Annotated in this window: 14 protein-coding genes; 10 read left to right on the forward strand and 4 right to left on the reverse strand. The window is 70.6% G+C overall.

Translation table 11 applies throughout. The features are described 5' to 3' along the window. Nucleotides 1-90: 90 nt before the first annotated feature. Nucleotides 91-786 (forward strand): DUF899 domain-containing protein, encoded by a 696-nt coding sequence (locus E1161_RS00445; RefSeq protein WP_132618331.1) that lies wholly within the window; start codon nucleotides 91-93, stop codon nucleotides 784-786. Between the two features lie 387 nt (nucleotides 787-1,173). Here the strand turns inward: E1161_RS00445 and E1161_RS00450 are convergent, their stop codons facing one another. After that, the gene (locus tag E1161_RS00450; protein WP_165939641.1) at nucleotides 1,174-4,077 is read right to left on the reverse strand and encodes an arabinosyltransferase domain-containing protein; all 2,904 of its coding nucleotides are present in this window, start codon (nucleotides 4,075-4,077) and stop codon (nucleotides 1,174-1,176) included. 269 nt (nucleotides 4,078-4,346) lie between these two features. Here E1161_RS00450 and E1161_RS00455 point away from each other — a divergent pair, with 269 nt between their 5' ends. From E1161_RS00455 to E1161_RS00485, 7 genes are all read left to right on the forward strand, one after another. Beyond that, nucleotides 4,347-7,427: an amidohydrolase family protein gene (locus tag E1161_RS00455; RefSeq protein WP_132618335.1), complete on the forward strand. Its 3,081-nt coding sequence runs from the start codon at nucleotides 4,347-4,349 to the stop codon at nucleotides 7,425-7,427. A gap of 296 nt (nucleotides 7,428-7,723) precedes the next feature. Further along, nucleotides 7,724-8,770, forward strand: a complete 1,047-nt coding sequence (locus E1161_RS00460) for a baeRF2 domain-containing protein (RefSeq protein ID WP_132618337.1) — start codon at nucleotides 7,724-7,726, stop codon at nucleotides 8,768-8,770. After that, on the forward strand, nucleotides 8,770-10,134 hold the full coding sequence (locus E1161_RS00465; RefSeq protein ID WP_132618339.1) for a hypothetical protein: 1,365 nt from the start codon (nucleotides 8,770-8,772) through the stop codon (nucleotides 10,132-10,134). Before E1161_RS00460 ends, E1161_RS00465 begins: the two co-directional genes overlap by 1 nt. Nucleotides 10,135-10,200: 66 nt before the next feature. Then, complete coding sequence (tal, locus tag E1161_RS00470; RefSeq protein WP_132618341.1) at nucleotides 10,201-11,295, forward strand: transaldolase; 1,095 nt, start codon at nucleotides 10,201-10,203, stop codon at nucleotides 11,293-11,295. Between the two features lie 18 nt (nucleotides 11,296-11,313). After that, nucleotides 11,314-11,571 (forward strand): hypothetical protein, encoded by a 258-nt coding sequence (locus E1161_RS00475; protein ID WP_132618343.1) that lies wholly within the window; start codon nucleotides 11,314-11,316, stop codon nucleotides 11,569-11,571. A gap of 36 nt (nucleotides 11,572-11,607) precedes the next feature. Further along, nucleotides 11,608-12,471 carry a helix-turn-helix domain-containing protein gene (locus E1161_RS00480; protein ID WP_207920023.1) on the forward strand — a complete coding sequence of 288 codons (864 nt, stop codon included), beginning with the start codon at nucleotides 11,608-11,610 and terminating at the stop codon, nucleotides 12,469-12,471. After that, on the forward strand, nucleotides 12,468-12,875 hold the full coding sequence (locus E1161_RS00485; RefSeq protein WP_132618347.1) for a VOC family protein: 408 nt from the start codon (nucleotides 12,468-12,470) through the stop codon (nucleotides 12,873-12,875). Before E1161_RS00480 ends, E1161_RS00485 begins: the two co-directional genes overlap by 4 nt. Before the next feature lie 7 nt (nucleotides 12,876-12,882). Here E1161_RS00485 and E1161_RS00490 read toward each other — a convergent pair whose 3' ends face one another. After that, complete coding sequence (locus E1161_RS00490) at nucleotides 12,883-13,101, reverse strand: hypothetical protein (protein WP_132618349.1); 219 nt, start codon at nucleotides 13,099-13,101, stop codon at nucleotides 12,883-12,885. Nucleotides 13,102-13,270: 169 nt separating this feature from the next. Here E1161_RS00490 and E1161_RS00495 point away from each other — a divergent pair, with 169 nt between their 5' ends. Continuing rightward, complete coding sequence (locus E1161_RS00495) at nucleotides 13,271-14,062, forward strand: DUF5753 domain-containing protein (RefSeq protein ID WP_268951355.1); 792 nt, start codon at nucleotides 13,271-13,273, stop codon at nucleotides 14,060-14,062. A 13-nt stretch (nucleotides 14,063-14,075) separates the two neighbouring features. Beyond that, a complete protein-coding gene (locus tag E1161_RS00500) occupies nucleotides 14,076-14,279 on the forward strand; it encodes a DUF397 domain-containing protein (protein ID WP_132618351.1) in 204 nt (67 codons plus the stop codon). Between the two features lie 43 nt (nucleotides 14,280-14,322). Here E1161_RS00500 and E1161_RS00505 read toward each other — a convergent pair whose 3' ends face one another. Together E1161_RS00505 and E1161_RS00510 are read right to left on the reverse strand one after the other, a co-directional pair. Next, the gene (locus E1161_RS00505; RefSeq protein ID WP_132618353.1) at nucleotides 14,323-15,936 is read right to left on the reverse strand and encodes an outer membrane protein assembly factor BamB family protein; all 1,614 of its coding nucleotides are present in this window, start codon (nucleotides 15,934-15,936) and stop codon (nucleotides 14,323-14,325) included. Further along, nucleotides 15,930-17,126 (reverse strand): cytochrome P450, encoded by a 1,197-nt coding sequence (locus E1161_RS00510; RefSeq protein ID WP_207920024.1) that lies wholly within the window; start codon nucleotides 17,124-17,126, stop codon nucleotides 15,930-15,932. Before E1161_RS00510 ends, E1161_RS00505 begins: the two co-directional genes overlap by 7 nt. Between the last annotated feature and the right edge of the window lie 30 nt (nucleotides 17,127-17,156).

The raw sequence follows: 17,156 nt of genomic DNA on the forward strand, positions 1-17,156 counted from the left end.
GTCGTCGCTGCGACCGGGCACCGATGAGTTTCACGGGCGGCCGCGGTCCTCATTCGCGACCGCCCGTGAAACTCATCCGTAGGAGAGACGATGACCACCACGCACGCACTGCCGCCCGTCGTGGACGCCGACAGCTGGCAGCGAGAGCTCGACGCGTTGCGCGCCCGCGAGAAGGCGGCGACCAAGGAGCTCGACGCGATCGCCGCGCAGCGCCGCCGCCTGCCGATGGTGCGGATGCCCGACTACGTCCTCGAAGGCGAAGCGGGACCGGCCTCGCTGGCCGAAGTCTTCGACGGCACCTCCCAGCTGATCGTGTACAACCACATGTGGTTCCCGGGGGAGGAGTGGCAGTGCCCCGGCTGCACCGGGTTCACCTCGCAGTTCGCCCGCCTGGACTTCCTCCGCGACTACGATGCGCGGTTCGTCATCGTCACCCAGGGGACGATCGACGAGGCCGTGGCCTACAAGCGCCGCGTCGGCAACGCGTTCCCCTGGTACTCCACCGCGAACAGTTCCTTCGGCACGGATGTCGGCGCCCCTCCGGGCGGTGGCTTCGGCCTGAACGTGTTCCTGCGCGACGGCGACACCGTTTACCGGACCTGGCACACCTCGGGCAGGGGCATCGAGCAGCTCGGGCACACCTTCGCGCTGATCGACGCGCTGCCCTACGGTCGCCGCGAGGCATGGCAGGACGCCCCGCCGGGCTGGCCGAACGACGAAGAGCCCGGGAGCCGCTGGCAGTCCTCCGAAACGGTCGCCGAGCGCTACGGCCGGCCTGACGCCTGACTCACGCCGCGGCGAGCGGCGCAGCGCCCGCTGAGGGCGCGAGCGCCGGGTCCGGTGGTGGTCAGGAGCAGGAAGGAGCAGGCGAACGACGCAGCCTCCTCTCCCTGGTTCGCAGGGGAGCAGGCCGTCGGGCTGGTGCACGATGGAGCAGGCGTAGGCATCGAGCCGGAGGTGGGCGCCGCGGCCCGCGAGGCAGCACGCCGAACGGCACCGCCCCTCCGCCCGTTCCCCGGACGCCGCCGAACACGCCGAACAGCGATGGTGCGCCGTGCCTGGCGAACAGCGCACCGACGACGATCCGGAGAGCTGCGCACCAGGGGCCGCGACACGATCCGCTGGTCAGCGGCCCAGTATCAGCTGGTGAACGGGAATCCAGCACGCGAACTCTCAACCCGTGTACTTCCGGCCGATGTAGTCCTCCCCGGCCAGGGTCGGCAGGCGGGTCCAGCCCGCGCGGTCGTGGTGCCGGAACACGAGGTCGACCTCGCGAGTGGGGTAGTCGTAGAGGATCCGGTCGACGGTGCCCCAAGGCGTGGTCTCCGGCCCGCCCGGCAGCGCCGAGGCCATGCGCACGTAGGTCGCGGTCTGGGCGCTGGTGGCGAAGTTGCCGCCCCAGTCGGTGAACGTGGAGTTCGACAGCACCCCCGGGTCGATGTGCTCGGCCGCGCTCACCCGGACGGTCGGCGGTTTGGTCATGCCGTGCGCGACCTCCGCGTGGTCGATGTCCGGCCACAGCATCGCCGAGAGCTGGTCGGCGAAGACGATCTGCCCGTCGGTGACGGTCGTGACCGGCCGGATCTTGGTCAGGCGCGGCTCGCCGACCGCCAGCCACGGCCCGTGCTGCTCGGCGACGACGCGGATCGCGCGCGTCGGCTGCGGCAGCGCCACCGCGAGCTCCTGCCAGTGACGGGCGCCCAGCGCGGCATCCGGGTTCAGCGGGAGGCTGATCACACCGGAGGGCGTGTTGGCCTGCACCGCGAGCCGGTGCGCGGTGAGCCCTTCGCCGAGCACCGGGACGGTGACGTGGGTTCCGTCCCCGGTTGCGAGCACCGGGTACCAGCCGGTGGCGAGCGAGCCCCGCCCGGTGGGCGGGGTGGTGCGGCTGTGCCACACCGCTCCGGGTGCCGACGGCGGCACCGGGAGCGGCGAGGGCGTGGCGAAATCGCCTCGGACGACGGCGGGTTCGACCGGAGCGTGTGGCTGGACGTCGGCGTCGGAGAGGACCTGGACGTGGTCGGCGAGCCCGCCCGTGCGGCCGGTGGTGGCGAACTCGAAGCCGCCGCTGGCGACCGTCCAGCCCGGCGCCTGCCGGAACGGTGCGTAGGCGAACACCGCGAACATGCCGATGACCAGCAGCAGCGCGGTGGCGATCAGCACGCCGCGCTCCGGGCGCATCAGCACGCCCAAGTGCTGGCGGCGCCGCCACAGGCCGAACGCGGCGATCGCCACGGCCAGCGCGACCCACAGCTTCGCGTCGCGCAGGAACACGTCCCCGATGTGCGGGGCCGTCATGCTGAGCTCGATCTTCGACAGCGACGCGGGGAGGTGGTTGCCGAAGGACTGGCCGCGGTCGCTGAACGGCTTCCAGATGTTCGGTCCGGAGAACCCGGCGGCTGCCACCGCGATCAGCACACCAGTACCGGCGATGCTCGCCACCGCTCCCGTGGTGCGCGGCAGCGGGGAGCGCAGCAGCGCGGTCGTCAGCAGCACGATGGCCGGGGCGGCCAGTGCGCCGAAGTGCAGCACCCACTTCGTGGGGCTCAGCGCCAGGAGCGCCATGGCCAGCGCGGTGATCACGGCGCTGCTGAGCATCAGCCAGCGGACAGTGCCCGGCGCTGTCCGACGGCCGCGGCCCAGCGCCACCAGCAGCCCCACGCCGAGGGTCATCAGCACCGGCAGGCGCAGGGCCCACGGCCCGGTCATGAGGGTGTCGATGTGCCGCCACTCCTCGTACCAGGCGAACGAGCCGTAGTACCAGCGGTGCACCTTCGTCGCTTCGAGCACGTCACCGAAGGTCGCGTCGGCGAAAGCGACCGGCACGATGGCGGTTCCGGCTGCCACGACCGTCAACCCCGCCGCCGAACGCGACTTCCAGCTGCGATCGCGCAGCCACCGCCACAACCACGGCAGCGCCGGGACCAGCGGCGCCCACGCCACCAGGCCGGACGGCGAGCAGCTCAGCGCGAGGGCCGCGACCAGCGTCGCCGCGGCGGCCGTCGGGATGCTCTCGCGGCGACGGGCGGTCTCGGCGAGCAGCATCGTCACCGCGGTCAGGCACAGGATCAGCGGCTCAGGGCGCAGCGTCATCCCGTAGGGCAGCCACCAGGCCAGGAACGCCAGTCCCAGCGCCCACGGCACCCACCGGTTGCGCGCGGTGCGGCCGAGCGTCGTGGCCAGCAGCCGGCGCAGCGCGACCCAGGTGATCAACCCGTAAGCGAGGGGCAGCAGCCGCAGCCACCACAACGAGAACTCCCCGAGCTGGCCCCAGAACTGCATCAGGTACTGGCTGAGCACGAACGGGTTCTCGGTGGCGTTGAACATGTAGACGTAGTTGCCGAGGTACCCCGACGCTCCGGCGTTGCGGGACATCAGGACGTACCACGCGTCGTCGTACTGCACCGGGCCTAGCAGCACCCACGACGCGGCCGTGACGCCGACGACCAGGTCGGCCCAGCGGAGCCGCGCTCGGGGGATCCGCACCGGCCCCCAGAGCCGCCACGCCAGGACGAGGGTGGCCCCGAGGGCGAGCAGGTGTGACCACAGCAAGACGGTTTTGAGCCCGTTGGGCTGGGAGTTGTAGCGGTCGTCGGCGTGCAGCGTGACCGCCAGCCCGCCCGCCTGCGGCATGCCCCCGGCTGCGCTGATCAGCGCCGACACCGAGGGCACCGGCTGGTCGGGGAAGTTCGCAACCGGCGCGGAACCGCGCGTGATGGACAGGCCGGTCGCGGTCGCGGCGATGCGGTAGTCGCAACCCCCGACCGGGATGGGCTCGTCCAGCAGTGGAGTTCCGGCGGCGAGCACCGAAACCCGGCCCGCGGCGGTGGTGACGGCCAGTCCGGTCGCCGGGTTCGCCCCGGCCGGGACGGTGCGCAGGACCTCGCCGTTGCCGACGGCGCGCAGGGCGGCGCACGGGATCGTCGCGTGCAGCGACAGCGGGCGGGGTGGGCTCAACGGCACCACGGTCGAACTGGGCAACTCACCCGCCTGCGGCCAGGAAACGACCGGATCCGAAGCCGTGACCGGCGCGAAGGGGATCGCGACGCCCAGCAGCACGGTGATCGCCGCGAGCACGCCGCACCACCACGCTCGGTGATCAGCCGGGCCCGGCCGATTGCGCGGGCGGCGAGCGGAGGGGGACGGGTTCAGTGCAGGAGGGGACTGCGATACGACCACGCCATAGTCATCGACGACCCGCCACGTCAACTGCACTACACGATCGAGTGCGCGCAACAGGATCGATCTCGTTGCGGGTTTTCACTCCTCGGCGGATTGTGCGTGATCGGCCGTGGGCGGACGATCGATCGATTCGCGAGCTTCGACGGATGTTCGGGGGTTTGCCGATGGCAGCGGGGATCTCACCGTTCAGGATCACCAGGCGACGCGCGCTGCAAGCCGGAACCGGTGCGGCGGCAGCCCTCACGTTCGCCCCGCAACGCCTGGCGCTGGCCGAGGGCCCCGGTGTGACGCTGCGCCAGGGCACCAACATCTGCGCCGCCGGGGCACCGGGCGGACGTGTGGCGTTCGACCTGGTCAACGCGATCTGGTTGCTCGAACCCGGCGGCGGCTCAGCGCGCAAGCTCACCGATGAGTTGCAGGACGCCACGCAGCCGGACTTCTCCCCGGACGGTCGGAACCTGGTGTTCCAGTCCTACCGCGATGGCAACTTCCACCTCTGGACGATGGCCGCCGACGGCTCCGGGCTTCGGCAGCTCACCGCGGGCGGGAAGGACCACCGGGAACCGAGGTTCTCGCCCGGCGGAAGGGCTCTTGCGTTCGCCTCCGACCGCGCGGGCGGCTACCAGGTGTTCGTGATGAACCTCGGTTCCGGGGTGATCAGCCAGGTCACTCGGGATCGGCCGGACGTGTCGATGCCGAGTTGGTCGCCCGACGGCCAGGCCCTGGTCTACGTCGCCGGGGGCACCGCGATCGAGCGCGTCGAGATCGCGTCCGGCCAGGTCGGCGTGCTGGTCGACGGTGGTGACGAGGTGTCGCTGCACGGGCCGAGTCTCGCTCCGGACGGCCGGTTGGCCTACGTACGCCTCGCCGGTGCTCGGCGGGACCTGGTGGTCGACGGCCAAGCCGTGACCGAAGGGGAGGACGTCTTCGGGTTCGCGCCGCGCTGGATCGGCCCCGGCGAACTGCTCTACACCGCCGATGGAGTGGTCCGCAGGCGTGGACTCGCCGGGGAGCGCAGCGAGATCCCCTTCACCGCAACGGTTCCGGTGGTGTCCCGCCGCGACTACCCGAAGCGGCGTCCCGGGGTGCGCGGGCCGAAGGTCCTCGGCATCGCGAGCCCGGTGTGCTCACGCGACGGCACCCAGGTCGCGTTCCGCGCGCTGAACGCGCTGTGGGTGATGCCGATCGGTCACGAGCCTCGAAGAGTGGTCGGCGATGGGTACTTCGCGTCCGATCCCGACTTCTCCCCGGACGGGCGGCAGCTGCTCTACAGCAGCGACCGCACCGGGACGGCCGACCTGTGGCTGCACGACCTGGGCACCGGCTCGGAGCGGCGCGTCACCGACGTGGCCGGCGCGGCGATCACGCCCCGGTTCTCCCCTGACGGCGAGCGGATCGCCTACCAGGACCAGGACGGTGCCACGTGGGTCGCGGGGCTCGCCGGAGGAGAACCGCGCCAGGTGACACCGCCGCTGTTCCAGCCCGGTCGACCCGATTGGTCGCCTGACGGGAGAACCTTGGTGCTGGCCGCCGTCAAGCCCTACGGGACGCGGTTCCGCGAAGGAACCAGCCAGATCCTGCGTGTCGACGTGGAAACCGGGGCGCTGCACTACACCGAAGTGATGCCGTTCCGTTCGCTGGCCACGCGAGGTGACGACGGGCCCGTGTGGTCGCCGGACGGCGGGCACCTCGCGTTCGTCGTGGAGTCGACCGCGTGGATCGTCGCCGTCGACGCGGCCGGGGCGTTCACCGGTGCGCCCCGTCAGGTCACCACTGAGCTGACCGACTCGCTGAGCTGGCGCGACGCCGACCACCTGCTGTTCCTCAGCGGCGGCGAGCTGCGATCAGTGCACATCGGCACCGGCGAGGTCTCCTCGATCCCACTGGAGTTGACGTGGACTCCCGTGCGGACCAGTGAGAACCAGGTGGTGCGCGTCGGTGCGTTGTGGGACGGCGCGTCCGAGCAGCTGCGCCGCGACGTCGACATCGTGCTGGCGGGAGAGCGCATCGCCGCAGTGCTGCCGGCCCAGGGCGGACGTGCGCGGATCGACGCGCGCGAGCTGACCGCGATCCCCGGGCTCATCGACGCCCACGTGCACTGGCACCTGCGCGGACGGCAGTGGGGTGACCGGCAGGGACGCGCCTGGCTGGCCTACGGCGTGACGACGACCCGATCACCGGGCGACCCGGCCTACCAGATGCAGGAGACCCGCGAGGCGCTGAGCTCGGGAGACCGCGTCGGGCCGCGGTACTTCGCCACCGGCGAGGCCATCGACGGCGGACGCATCTACTACAACTTCATGCGCCCCACCCTCAGCGAGGAGCAGCTGCGGCTGGAGATGCGGCGCGCGTCCGCGCTGGACTACGACATGGTCAAGACCTACGTGCGGATGCCGGTGCGGATGCAGCAGGCGGCGATCGCGCAGGCGCACGCGCAGGGCAGGCCGCTGAGCTCGCACTACGTCTACCCGGCTGCTCATCTGGGCATGGACGGCATGGAGCACACCGGTGCCACGAGCAGGCTCGGCTACTCGCACACCTGCGACGAGCTCGGCAGGTCCTACGACGACGCCGTGGAGTTGTTCATCGCCAGCGGCATGTCCATCACCCCAACGCTGTTCACCTCCTCGGGGATGTACGCGCAGGACCGGTCGCTGATCGAGGACCGACGAACGCGGGTGCTGTTCCCGCCGTGGGAGTACCAGCGCCTGCTCGGCGAAGCCGAGGACGCGGCCGGTCCCGACGGGGAGGTCACCCGCTTCAAGCTGGCCGGGCAGGTCGACATGCTGCTGCGCATCCAGCGCGGCGGTGGGGTCGTGATCGCGGGAACCGACTCGCCGCTGGACAACGTCGCGGTCTCGCTGCACATGAACCTCCGCGCGATGGTCGCGCACGGCTTCACGGCCCGCGAAGCCCTCACGACCGCCACCCGGAACCCGGCCCGCTGGCTCGGTCTTCCCGGTGAGCTCGGCGAGGTCCGCCCCGGCGCCTACGCGGACCTGGCGCTGGTCGCCGGTGATCCCCTCGCCGACATCACCGCCGCAGCGGCGGTCCGCACGGTCATCAAGGGCGGCGCCGTGCACACCACGGACGCCCTCCTGGCACCCTTCGAATCACCCGGCGCGACGACGGCCGCCCCCGTCACCGGCTCGCACCGAGCCGTCCCGGAGACCGACCCCGCCTTCTGGTGGCACGAACCGGAATGGGCCCACCGGGCCTGCTGCGAGCACCCGCGTTCCGCGTGATTCGCGCGGAGTGGTCCTGGTCCGAACTGATCGGGCGAGAAGTCATCGATCATGGACGTGCGGACCAGCAGAAGGTCCCCACCCCTCCTGGCACCTGGAGGTGCCGCCCACCGAGCAGGACTTCGCCCGCGCCGAAGCCCACGCGCCCGTCGGCCGCAGGGTTTAAACGCCGGCGCCACCCGGGGAGCCTCCGGGCACGGCCTCCGCGTTGCGGGGGCATCCCGTGCAGCAGAACAGGTGGTGGAGTTGTGGAGACGGGAACTCTCCAGCACGTTTTCGACCGACCCGGCCCCTTCGTGACCGCTTACCTGGACACGTCCGGGGACGCGGAAGACGCCGCCAAGGCGATCGAGCTGCGGTGGCGGGCGATCCGCGAGCGGTTGCAGCAGCAGGGAGCCGACGAGGCCACCGTCCAAGCCATCGCCGATCACGTCCGCGAACACCGCGCGCAGACCGGTCAGCGGGGGCAGGTGCTCGTGGGTGAAGGCGCCGAAGTGGTGTTGCAGGACGAACTGCCCGAGCCGCCCACCGACCTGCCGACCGAGGATCAGGCCTACGTCGGCCCGGTCCCGCACTTGATGCCCTACCTGCGTCGATGCGTGACGCGGGTGGCGTTCCTGGCGGCCGACGTCGATCACACCGGCGCGGACCTGATGGTGGTTCCGCGTTCGGGCGAGGTGAAGCGGGTCCGCATCGACGGCGAATCGCACCCGGTGCACAAGACCCACGCGGGCGAGCAGGAGAACCAGCAGCGGTTCCACATGGCGGTCGAGGAGCGCTGGAAGCGCAACGCCGAGGCGGTGGCCGGTGAGATCACCGAGCGTGCGGGCAAGATGGGCGCGCAGGCGATCGCGCTCACCGGTGAGGACCAGCAACGTTCCCTGGTGCGCTCGCTGCTGGGCGAGGACCAGGAGCTGGTGATCGAGCCGGCTTCCCGGCAGGAGTCGGCGGAGCGGTTGCGGTACGAGGTGACCCGCAGCGTGCACGACGCGGAGGTCGCCGAGGTGGTTGAGGAGTTCCAGCGCGAGAGCGGTCGGGGCGAACGCGCCGTCGAGGGCTGGCAGGACACCTTGGGCGCCGTGCGCCAAGGTCAGGTCCGCACGCTGCTGTGGACCGCCGACGACCACGCGGGCGACCTGCACGTCGGTGCCGGTCCCACCGAGCTCGCCGCGGACGAACGCGCGCTCAAGGACACCGGGAGCGACATCATCGGTGACGCGCCCGCCAGCGCGGCCGTGGTCCGAGCTCTGGCCGGGACGGGTGCCGACCTGGTGATCACCGAACCTGGCACCATCGACCTCACCGGTGGCATCGGGGCCGTCCTGCGGTACCCGGCGGCGTGATGCGGCCCAGTCGCGCGGTCGCCTCGTTCGACTCGGCGACTGGGATGCTGCGCGCTCTGTCGCAGTCCCTGGCCGGGCAGGACGTGCCCGCGCTGGGTGCGGCTCCGCGGGCGGTGGAGCCGGTGATCTCTGCGTTGCTGGGCGGGGTGAACCGGCTGCCGACCTCGCTGGCCGATCACGTGTACGCGGTCAGCGGCGTGAGCGAGGCGGTGCCGCCCGGCCGGCTCGCCGACATCGACGCCGACGACCTCGCCGAGTGGATCGTCGACCACTACCCGCGTCGCAGGTATCCGGTGGTGTTCATCGGTTCCTCCAACGGTGCGCTGATGCACTTGGCCGCCGCGCTGGACGCGCCCTGGCTGCCGCAGACGTTGCTGATCCCGGTCCGGCGCGGCGGTGTGGACCGCGACGACCCCGCGGCCGAGTTGGAGGCCGGGCGGCACCCGGGGCGTGAACTGCTGCGCTTGAACCCCGAACTCGTGCTGCACCACATGCACGACCCGAACCAGGACCGGTTGATGATCGCCGGCATGTCCTACTTCCGGGTCAAGTGGCGGCGGCTGCCGGTGGCCTACCGCCGATTCATCCGCGAACACCTGGCTCCGGACGGCGTCGTGGTCACCTCGGAATGCCAACTCGACTGGCCGGTGACCAGGGTTGATGAGCGCCACGTGTTCCAGTTCGGCGCGTTCGGCGGAGCCGACGAGCAGGAGTACTTCACCGGTGGCCAGCGCGTGCGCGAGTTCCTGCGCAGCTACGGCTCCGGGCACGGCTCTTGGAACCCGCCGCAGCCGGACGAGCGGCGGCCGGAGGCCGAGTGGGGTTTCGAGCCGGATCTCCTCGATGACTTGGACGCGCTGGGTTTCCCGGTGCGCAGACTGCGATTCGACCACCCGGAGGGCTTGAGCCCGGCGGTGGCCGAGCTCTACCGCGCTTGGTACGCAGCGCACGACGTGCCCACCGACCGCTTGTTGGTGGAGACCTTCCTGCTGGTGGAACCGCATTGGGCGTTGCGCACGGGGTCCGTGCCGTTCTGGCTGAGCTTCAACGCGGGGATCTCACCGGAGACCCTGCGCGAGCACCTCGACGCGGTGTCCTACGACGAGATCCGGATGATGCTGTTCTCGCACGGCACCGAGTCGATCGGGCTGGCCCCGATCGAGACCTGGCAGCGCCTCGTCGGTCGCGCCCGCAGGCTCGGCACGTTGCTGGGAGCCGACCCGGCCGCCTACCCGAGGGACTTCGCGGGCTTGGTCCGCGCCCATCGCGCGCTCACCCGCGTCCCTCCGCGCGACGAGCTGCCGAAAATGACGTTCCACGAGGCGGAATCGCTGCTCCGGGGGGCGGCGAACGTCCGCTTGTGAGCACGCATGGCGCGAGGCCTGAGCGGGTAGGCCGTGGGGAGCCCGAGTGGGATTGGAGGACCTTCGGTGCCGAATGCGAACCTGAAGGCGTTGACCGATGTAGGCGTGTCGATCTGGTTGGACGACCTGTCCCGCAACCGGATCATGTCCGGGGGCTTCGACGAGCTCATCGAGGAGTACGGCCTTGTCGGCGCGACCAGCAATCCGACGATCTTCGCCAACGCGCTGTCGAAAGAACCCGAGTACGACCAGCAACTCGATGAGCTCGCCCAAGCTGGCGTGAGCAGGGACAGGGCTGCTCGCATCATCACCACCGATGATGTGCGGGATGCTGCGGATGTCTTCCGCGACGTCTACGAGTCCACCGGTGGTGTGGACGGGCGGGTGTCGCTGGAGGTCGATCCGCGGCTGGCGCACGACACCGACAAGACGGTCGCCGAGGCGATCGACCTGTGGAAGGCCGTGGACCGGCCGAACTTGATGGTCAAGATCCCGGCCACGGTGGCGGGACTGCCTGCGATCACGCGGGTGATCGCCGAGGGCATCAGCGTCAACGTGACCCTGATCTTCTCCGTCGAGCGCTACGAGGCCGTCATGGACGCCTACCTCGCCGGTCTGGAGCGGGCCAAGGCCAACGGCCACGACCTGGCGAGCATCGAGTCGGTGGCGTCGTTCTTCGTCTCCCGCGTGGACACCGAGATCGACAAGCGGCTGGACGCGATGCAGGAGGGCCACCCGCTGCGCGGGCAGGCCGCGATCGCCAACGCCCGGCTGGCCTACGCCGCCTACCAGGAGGTCTTCTCCTCCGAGCGGTGGAAGGCACTGCAGGCCGAGGGTGCTCGGGCGCAGCGTCCGCTGTGGGCCTCGACCGGGGTGAAGGACAAGTCCTACTCCGACACCCGCTACGTCGACGAGCTCGCCGCGCCGAACACGGTCAACACCATGCCGGAGTCGACGCTGCAGGCCACCGCCGACCACGCCGACGTGCGCGGTGACCTGGTCAGCGGTACCGCCGAGGCCTCGAAGGAGGTCTTCGACGACCTCGCCGCCGCGGGCATCGACCTCGACGACGTCTTCACCGCCCTGGAGACCGAAGGCGTCGACAAGTTCGAGAAGTCCTGGGCCGAATTCCTGGACACAGTCGCCGATCGGCTCGGGTAGTCCACAGAGGAGGATGAGATGTCTGACCCCGTGGATGCTTCCACACCCACGCCCAACGAGACCGAGCCCGACCCGCAGGACCCGGAGGACCCGGCCAACCTGCAGTCGGCCGAAGACCTCGACGAGGACGAGCTCGGCACCGACCCGCTGGAGCGCGGCGTCGAGCCGCCCGAGAGCTGGTCGCCCACCTCCCGGGAGCGGCCCACGCCGCGCGAGCAGCGGGAGGGCCGGACCCTCGACGAACGCATCGCCGAGGAGCGCCCGGAAACCGACTAGCGGGCTGTTGTCGGTGGTGAGCGGAGAATGGGCGAGGTGACCGAGCAGGACCAGGAGTGGCGGTTCGTCCAGGGCGGGCGGCTGCTGCCCGACGCCGTCGTCTCGGCGGTCGGCTACAGCTCCCACCTGGACCGGCCGTGCCTGCACGTGGGGATGCCGTCGCCCGCGTTGACGCTGGTGCTGACCTTCGACGAGCCGGTGGTCTCAGGTTTCCAGCCCTCCGGCGACGACGCCGAGAGCACTCATCTGGTGCTCGGCGGCCTGCACACCCACCCCGCCTACGTCGCCCAGCCCAGGACGCAGAGCGGCATCCAGCTCGCGGTCCGCCCGCTGGCGTTGCGCCGGCTGTCCGGCGTTCCAGCCGGTGAGCTGCGGGATCGAGCGATCGACGCGCGGGACGTCCTCGGCAGCGGCGTCGAGGACCTGCGTCAGCGGCTCGCCGAGCTGACCACGTGGCCCGAGCGGTTCGCCGCCCTGGCCACCTACCTCCGCGCGACCACCGCGGAGGTGACCTCGGATGCGCGTCCGGAGGTGGTGGAGGCGTGGAAGTGGATCGCCCGGCAACGCGGCACCGGCTCGATGAGCGCGTTGGCCCGGCACGTCCACCTCGGCGAACGGCAGCTGACGTCGGTCTTCAAGGCCGAGCTCGGCCTCCCCCCGAAGGCGGTGTCGCGGTTGATGCGCTTCGAGCACGCCCGCCAGCGCATCGCCCACGCCGTTCGCGCTGAGGCTCCGCTCGACCTCTCGGCGGTGGCGCACTCGTGCGGCTACTACGACCACTCGCACCTGGTGCGGGACTTCCACCAGTACGCCGGGTCGAGCCCGAGCCGGTGGATCGCGGCGGAGCTCCGGAACATCCAAGCCGGTGCGGGGCAACCGGCGGAAGAATTTCCCGCATGACCACGACGAACACCAGACCCGCACCCACGGTGTGGGCAACGCTGCAAGCCCACGACGCACCCGCGCTCATCGATTTCCTGGTCAACGTGCTCGGTTTCATCAGGACCGCCGCCTACACCGACGGGGATCAGGTCGCCCACGCCCAGCTCGACTGGCCCGAAGGCGGCGGCATCATGCTCGGCTCGTACAAGCCCGGCAACGACTGGTCCCGCCAACCAGGCACGGCCGGGATGTACGTGGTGACCGAAGACCCCGACGCGCTCTGCGAACGCGTGCGCGCGGCAGGTGCGGACATCTTCAGGGAGATCGGCGACCAGGAGTACGGCAACCGCGAGTTCGGGGTCCGGGACCCGGAGGGCAACCTCTGGTCCTTCGGCCACTACCGAGGTGAACCCCGTCCGTGAGGCGGGCTCATTCGCCCTTGAGGCGGGAGTTGCACTCCGCGCAGGTCGGGAAGTAGATCCAGTCGAGCTCGCTGGGTTGGGCCATGGCGACGAGTTCGCCGCACACCGCGTCGGCGGAGGCGAGGCCGTCCCAGCGGGCTCCGCGGAACGCGTGGCGCACGCCGCCCGGTAGGTTCTCGTTCGGTATCGGAAGCCAGAAGTGCCGCTGCGCCCGCTCGGTGTGCATCCCCAGTCCTCTCGCTCTTGATCAGCTTGAGCGGCAAGGTAGCGAACTGCAATTGCAACTAGCGATAACCCAAAGGGTTGATCTGCTTGATCGTCGGAGTCGGACTGGTGCAAGATCCTGCTCCATGTCGAAGACGTGGCCGGCGGTCCGGCGTGTGCAGGTCGGGTTGATGCTCCGCGCGATGCGCGAGAGGTCGGGCGTGAAGTCGAAGGAGATCAACGAGACGCTCGACTGGTACGTCGGCAAGCTCCAGAAGGTCGAGTCGGGCAACCTCACGGTCTCCGCGGCCGAGGTGAACGAACTCGTCCGGCTCTTCGGTCTCGACGACCACACCGAAGCCGACCGGCTGCGAGCTCTCGCCAAGGAAGCCCGCCGCAGGGATCAGCCCGCCAGAGTCCCGGACTGGGCGGCCACCTACGTCGCCCTGGAAGGCGCAGCAGCGGAGATCAAGTACTACGACCCCGAAGTCATTCCGGCCGTTCTGCAGACCGAGCACACCGCGCGGGCGTCGTTGTCCAATCCTCTCGACGAGACCCAGGACGTCGAACCGGCTGTGGTTGAGCGGGTGCGCAGGGCCGATCGCGTGCTCAGTGAGGACGCACCGCAACTGTGGTGCGTCGTCGGCGAGGCTGCTCTCTTCCGGCAGGTCGGTGGGCGGGAGGTGCTGCGTGATCAGCTTCAGCACCTTCGAAAGGCGGCAGCGCGGCCGAACGTCACCGTTCAGGTCCTGCCTTTCGACGCGGGAGAGCACGTCGCGCTCGGGTCTTCTTGGACGCTGTTGCACCTCGAGGAGCCGTCGGCGACCTTCGTCTACACCGAAGCGCTCACGAGCGCCGACTACCTCGACAAACCCGCCCATACGGATCGCTACGTGAAAGCGTTCGATACCCTGCGGATGATCGCGGCGTCCGACCGAGCGTCGGTCAAGATGCTGGATCGGAGGATCAAGGAACTGACCTAGTGGAGTGGTGACCATGCCCCCGTCTCAGTCGGTCACGGACTGGCGGACGTCCAGTCGCAGTCAGGGGGCGCAGAACTGCGTGGAGGTCGGCCGGGTTTCCGGCGCCGGAGCAGCGGTCCGCGACACCAAGAACCGCACCGCCGGCCACTTCACCACCACGGCCCCGCAGTGGCAGCACTTCGTCGACGCGATCAAGACCGGTCGCTTCGACCGCTGACACCCCGCGAACGACGTGCCCGTGCCCTTCCCAACGCTCTTCGTCACCTCTGCGCTGACCCCGCCTCTCGAAGCGGCCGGGTCAGGGTTGCGGGGGTGAGGCGGAGGACCGTGCCTTCTCCGTTGGCCGCGAGCAGGAGGGCGCCGTCGGGGGTCGTGGTGAGTCCGGCGAACGGCCGGGGTCGTGCCGGTGGGAAGAGGGTGGGAGGCGGGTCGTCGCGCTGGATGCCCGGGGGCAGGCCGACCGGGAGGGATTCGGCTTCGGTCCGGGTTTCCCCGGTGGTCGGGGAGACCGCGAGCAGGCGCTGGGTGCCGACTTCCACGACGTAGAGCGCGCCCTCGTGGACGGTGATCCCTTGGGGCTGGTCCAGGCCGTCCACGACGGTCACGACCGAACCGCCCTCGATGCGGACCACCGCGCCGAGGGAATCGTCCGAGGCGTAATGGCTGCCCTCGTCGTCGACGGCGACGTCCACCGGGTGCGGGAGCTCGGCGATCGGGGTCACCGCGTCGGAGTCGTCGATGTGCACCACCCGGCCGGCACCGGTTTCGGCGACCAGCAGCCCGCCTTCGGTGATGGCGATGCCGGTGGGCTCGGCGAGGTCCTCCACGCGCATCCGGACTTCGCGGGTCGCGGGGTCGAAGGTCCGCACGTCGCCGTGCATCGACGTGATGTGCACAAGTCCGCAACCTGCGGCGACACCGTGGCAGGCGCCTCCTGCGACCGGCTGGACCAGGTCCCCGGTCACCAGATCTCCGTCAGCGAGCCGGAAGTGGTCACCCGCGTAGACCCGGCCCGCCTCGTCGGCGGCCACGCCGAACGGACCGTGGAGCCCCCGGCCCACGACCGTGCGGGTGCCCAGCGCGTCGACCTGGGTCACGCCACCGCTGCCGTAGTTGGACACGAGCATCCGGTTCTCCCGGTCGAACGCCGCGTTGTCCATGCCCGCCACACCCGTCTCGATGGTGCTGCGGCGTCCGGTGTCCGGGTCGATGCGGGTGACGATGCCCGTCAGGCCCCGCGACAGCACCACCAGCGCACCGTCGTGGTCGAAGCGCACGGCCACCGGTTCGTGGACGTCATCGGCGACCTCCTGCGCGGGGCCGCCGTCCGGGGAGACCCGCCAGACCTGGCCGGTCATCATGTGCGGGTAGTACAGCGAACCGTCCGGGCCCTGCTGCATAGCGTTGCCCATCGCCAGACCATCGGCGAGCACCACGACCTCGCCGGTCTCCGGCAGCAGCTCCACGACGCGTCCGCCCGGCCGCATCTCGTTGACGAACAGCCGGTCGCCCACGCAGGTGATGCCGTTGGGCACGCGGATCTCCTCCGAGAGCAACGTGAACTCGCCGTCGGGGGAGCGCCGCCACACCCGCTGCGGGGTGATGTCGGCGATGTACATCGAACCGTCCGAGCCGAAGGCCAGGTCGTCGGGCGCCTGCACCGGGCCGTCGGCGGGAACGACGACCTCGACCTCACCGGTGGTCGCATCGACGGCGCTGATCTGCCCGGCCAGGAACTGCGCGACGTAGAGCCGCTCGTCGGGCCCGAAGGTGATGCCGTTGGACCCCCACAGCGGGCTCGGCCGGTTGAGCCTGCTCATCGACCAGCGTTCACTTCGCGGCGTGCCGAAGCCGGGGAAGCGCGTGTTCACCATGCGACGGGGAGCTCCTCCAGTCCGTAGATGGCGTGATCGCTGGCCCACGCGATCTCCTCGTCCGCGAGCCGCAGGGTCGGGAACCGCCGCAGCAGCGCCGGGAACGCGATGCGCATCTCCATCCGCGCCAGCGGAGCGCCCAGGCAGTGGTGGATGCCGTGCCCGAACCCGAGGTGCGGGCTGGCGGGGCGGGAGATGTCGAAGCGCTCCGGCTCCTCCACCAGGCCCGGATCACGGTTGGCGGCAGGGAGGTTGAACGACACCAGATCACCGCGCCGGATCGTCACGCCGCCCAGCTCCACGTCCCGCGTGGCCAGTCGCGGCGAACCGGAGTTGACCACGCTCAGCCACCGCATCAGCTCCTCGACCGCTCCCGGAACCGACTCGGGATCGTCGCGCACCGCCGCCAGCTGCTCGGGGTGGCGCAGCAGCGCCAGCGTGCCCAGTCCGAGCATGTTGGAGGTCGTCTCATGGCCTGCGACGAGCAGCAGGTTCGCCACGCCGATGAGCTCGGCGTTGGTGAGCGCCTCGTCGTGCTCGCGGATCATCATGCCGATGAGGTCTTCGCCGGGATCGCGGCGGGCCCGCTCGACCAGGTCGGTCATGTACGCCTGCGCTTCGCGCCCCAGCTCGGCCTTGTCCTGGTCGGAGACGGTGAGGTCGAGCTGCTCGCGGGTGCGCTCCTGGAACTCGTCGCGGTCAGCGACCGGCACGCCCAGCAGCTCGCAGATCACCAGCGACGGGATCGGCAGCGCGTACTGCGACACCAGGTCAGCCGGGCTTCCGTGCCGTTCCAGCAGGTCCAGGTGTTCCTCGACGATCTCGGTGATGCGCGGCTCCAGGCGGCGCATCCGGCGGACCGTGAACTCCGGGGTGAGCATCCGCCGCAACCGGTTGTGGTCCGGCGGGTCCATCGACAGCAGGTTCCCGCTGCCGTCGCCGGACAGGTGGCGCGGGTCGCGCGTCGCGCCACCGACGAGGTCGGCGGTCGACCAGCCGTTGCTGAAACCGGTGGTGTCGCCGAGCATTCGGCGCACGTCCTCGTAGCGGGTCAGCAGCCACGAGGGCGGGCCGAACGGGGTGGGCACCCGCACGATCCCGGCGCCGTCGCGGACGGCCTCCACGTCAGGAGCCGGACCGAATCCGCTCCGGCGGCGGCTGACCTCGATGAGCTCGGTTGCCTCGGGCACGAAAGGCTCCCCCTTGGTTAAGTCGACTGA

It is taken from the genome of Saccharopolyspora aridisoli, assembly GCF_004348445.1.
In the GTDB taxonomy this organism is placed as follows: domain Bacteria; phylum Actinomycetota; class Actinomycetes; order Mycobacteriales; family Pseudonocardiaceae; genus Saccharopolyspora; species Saccharopolyspora aridisoli.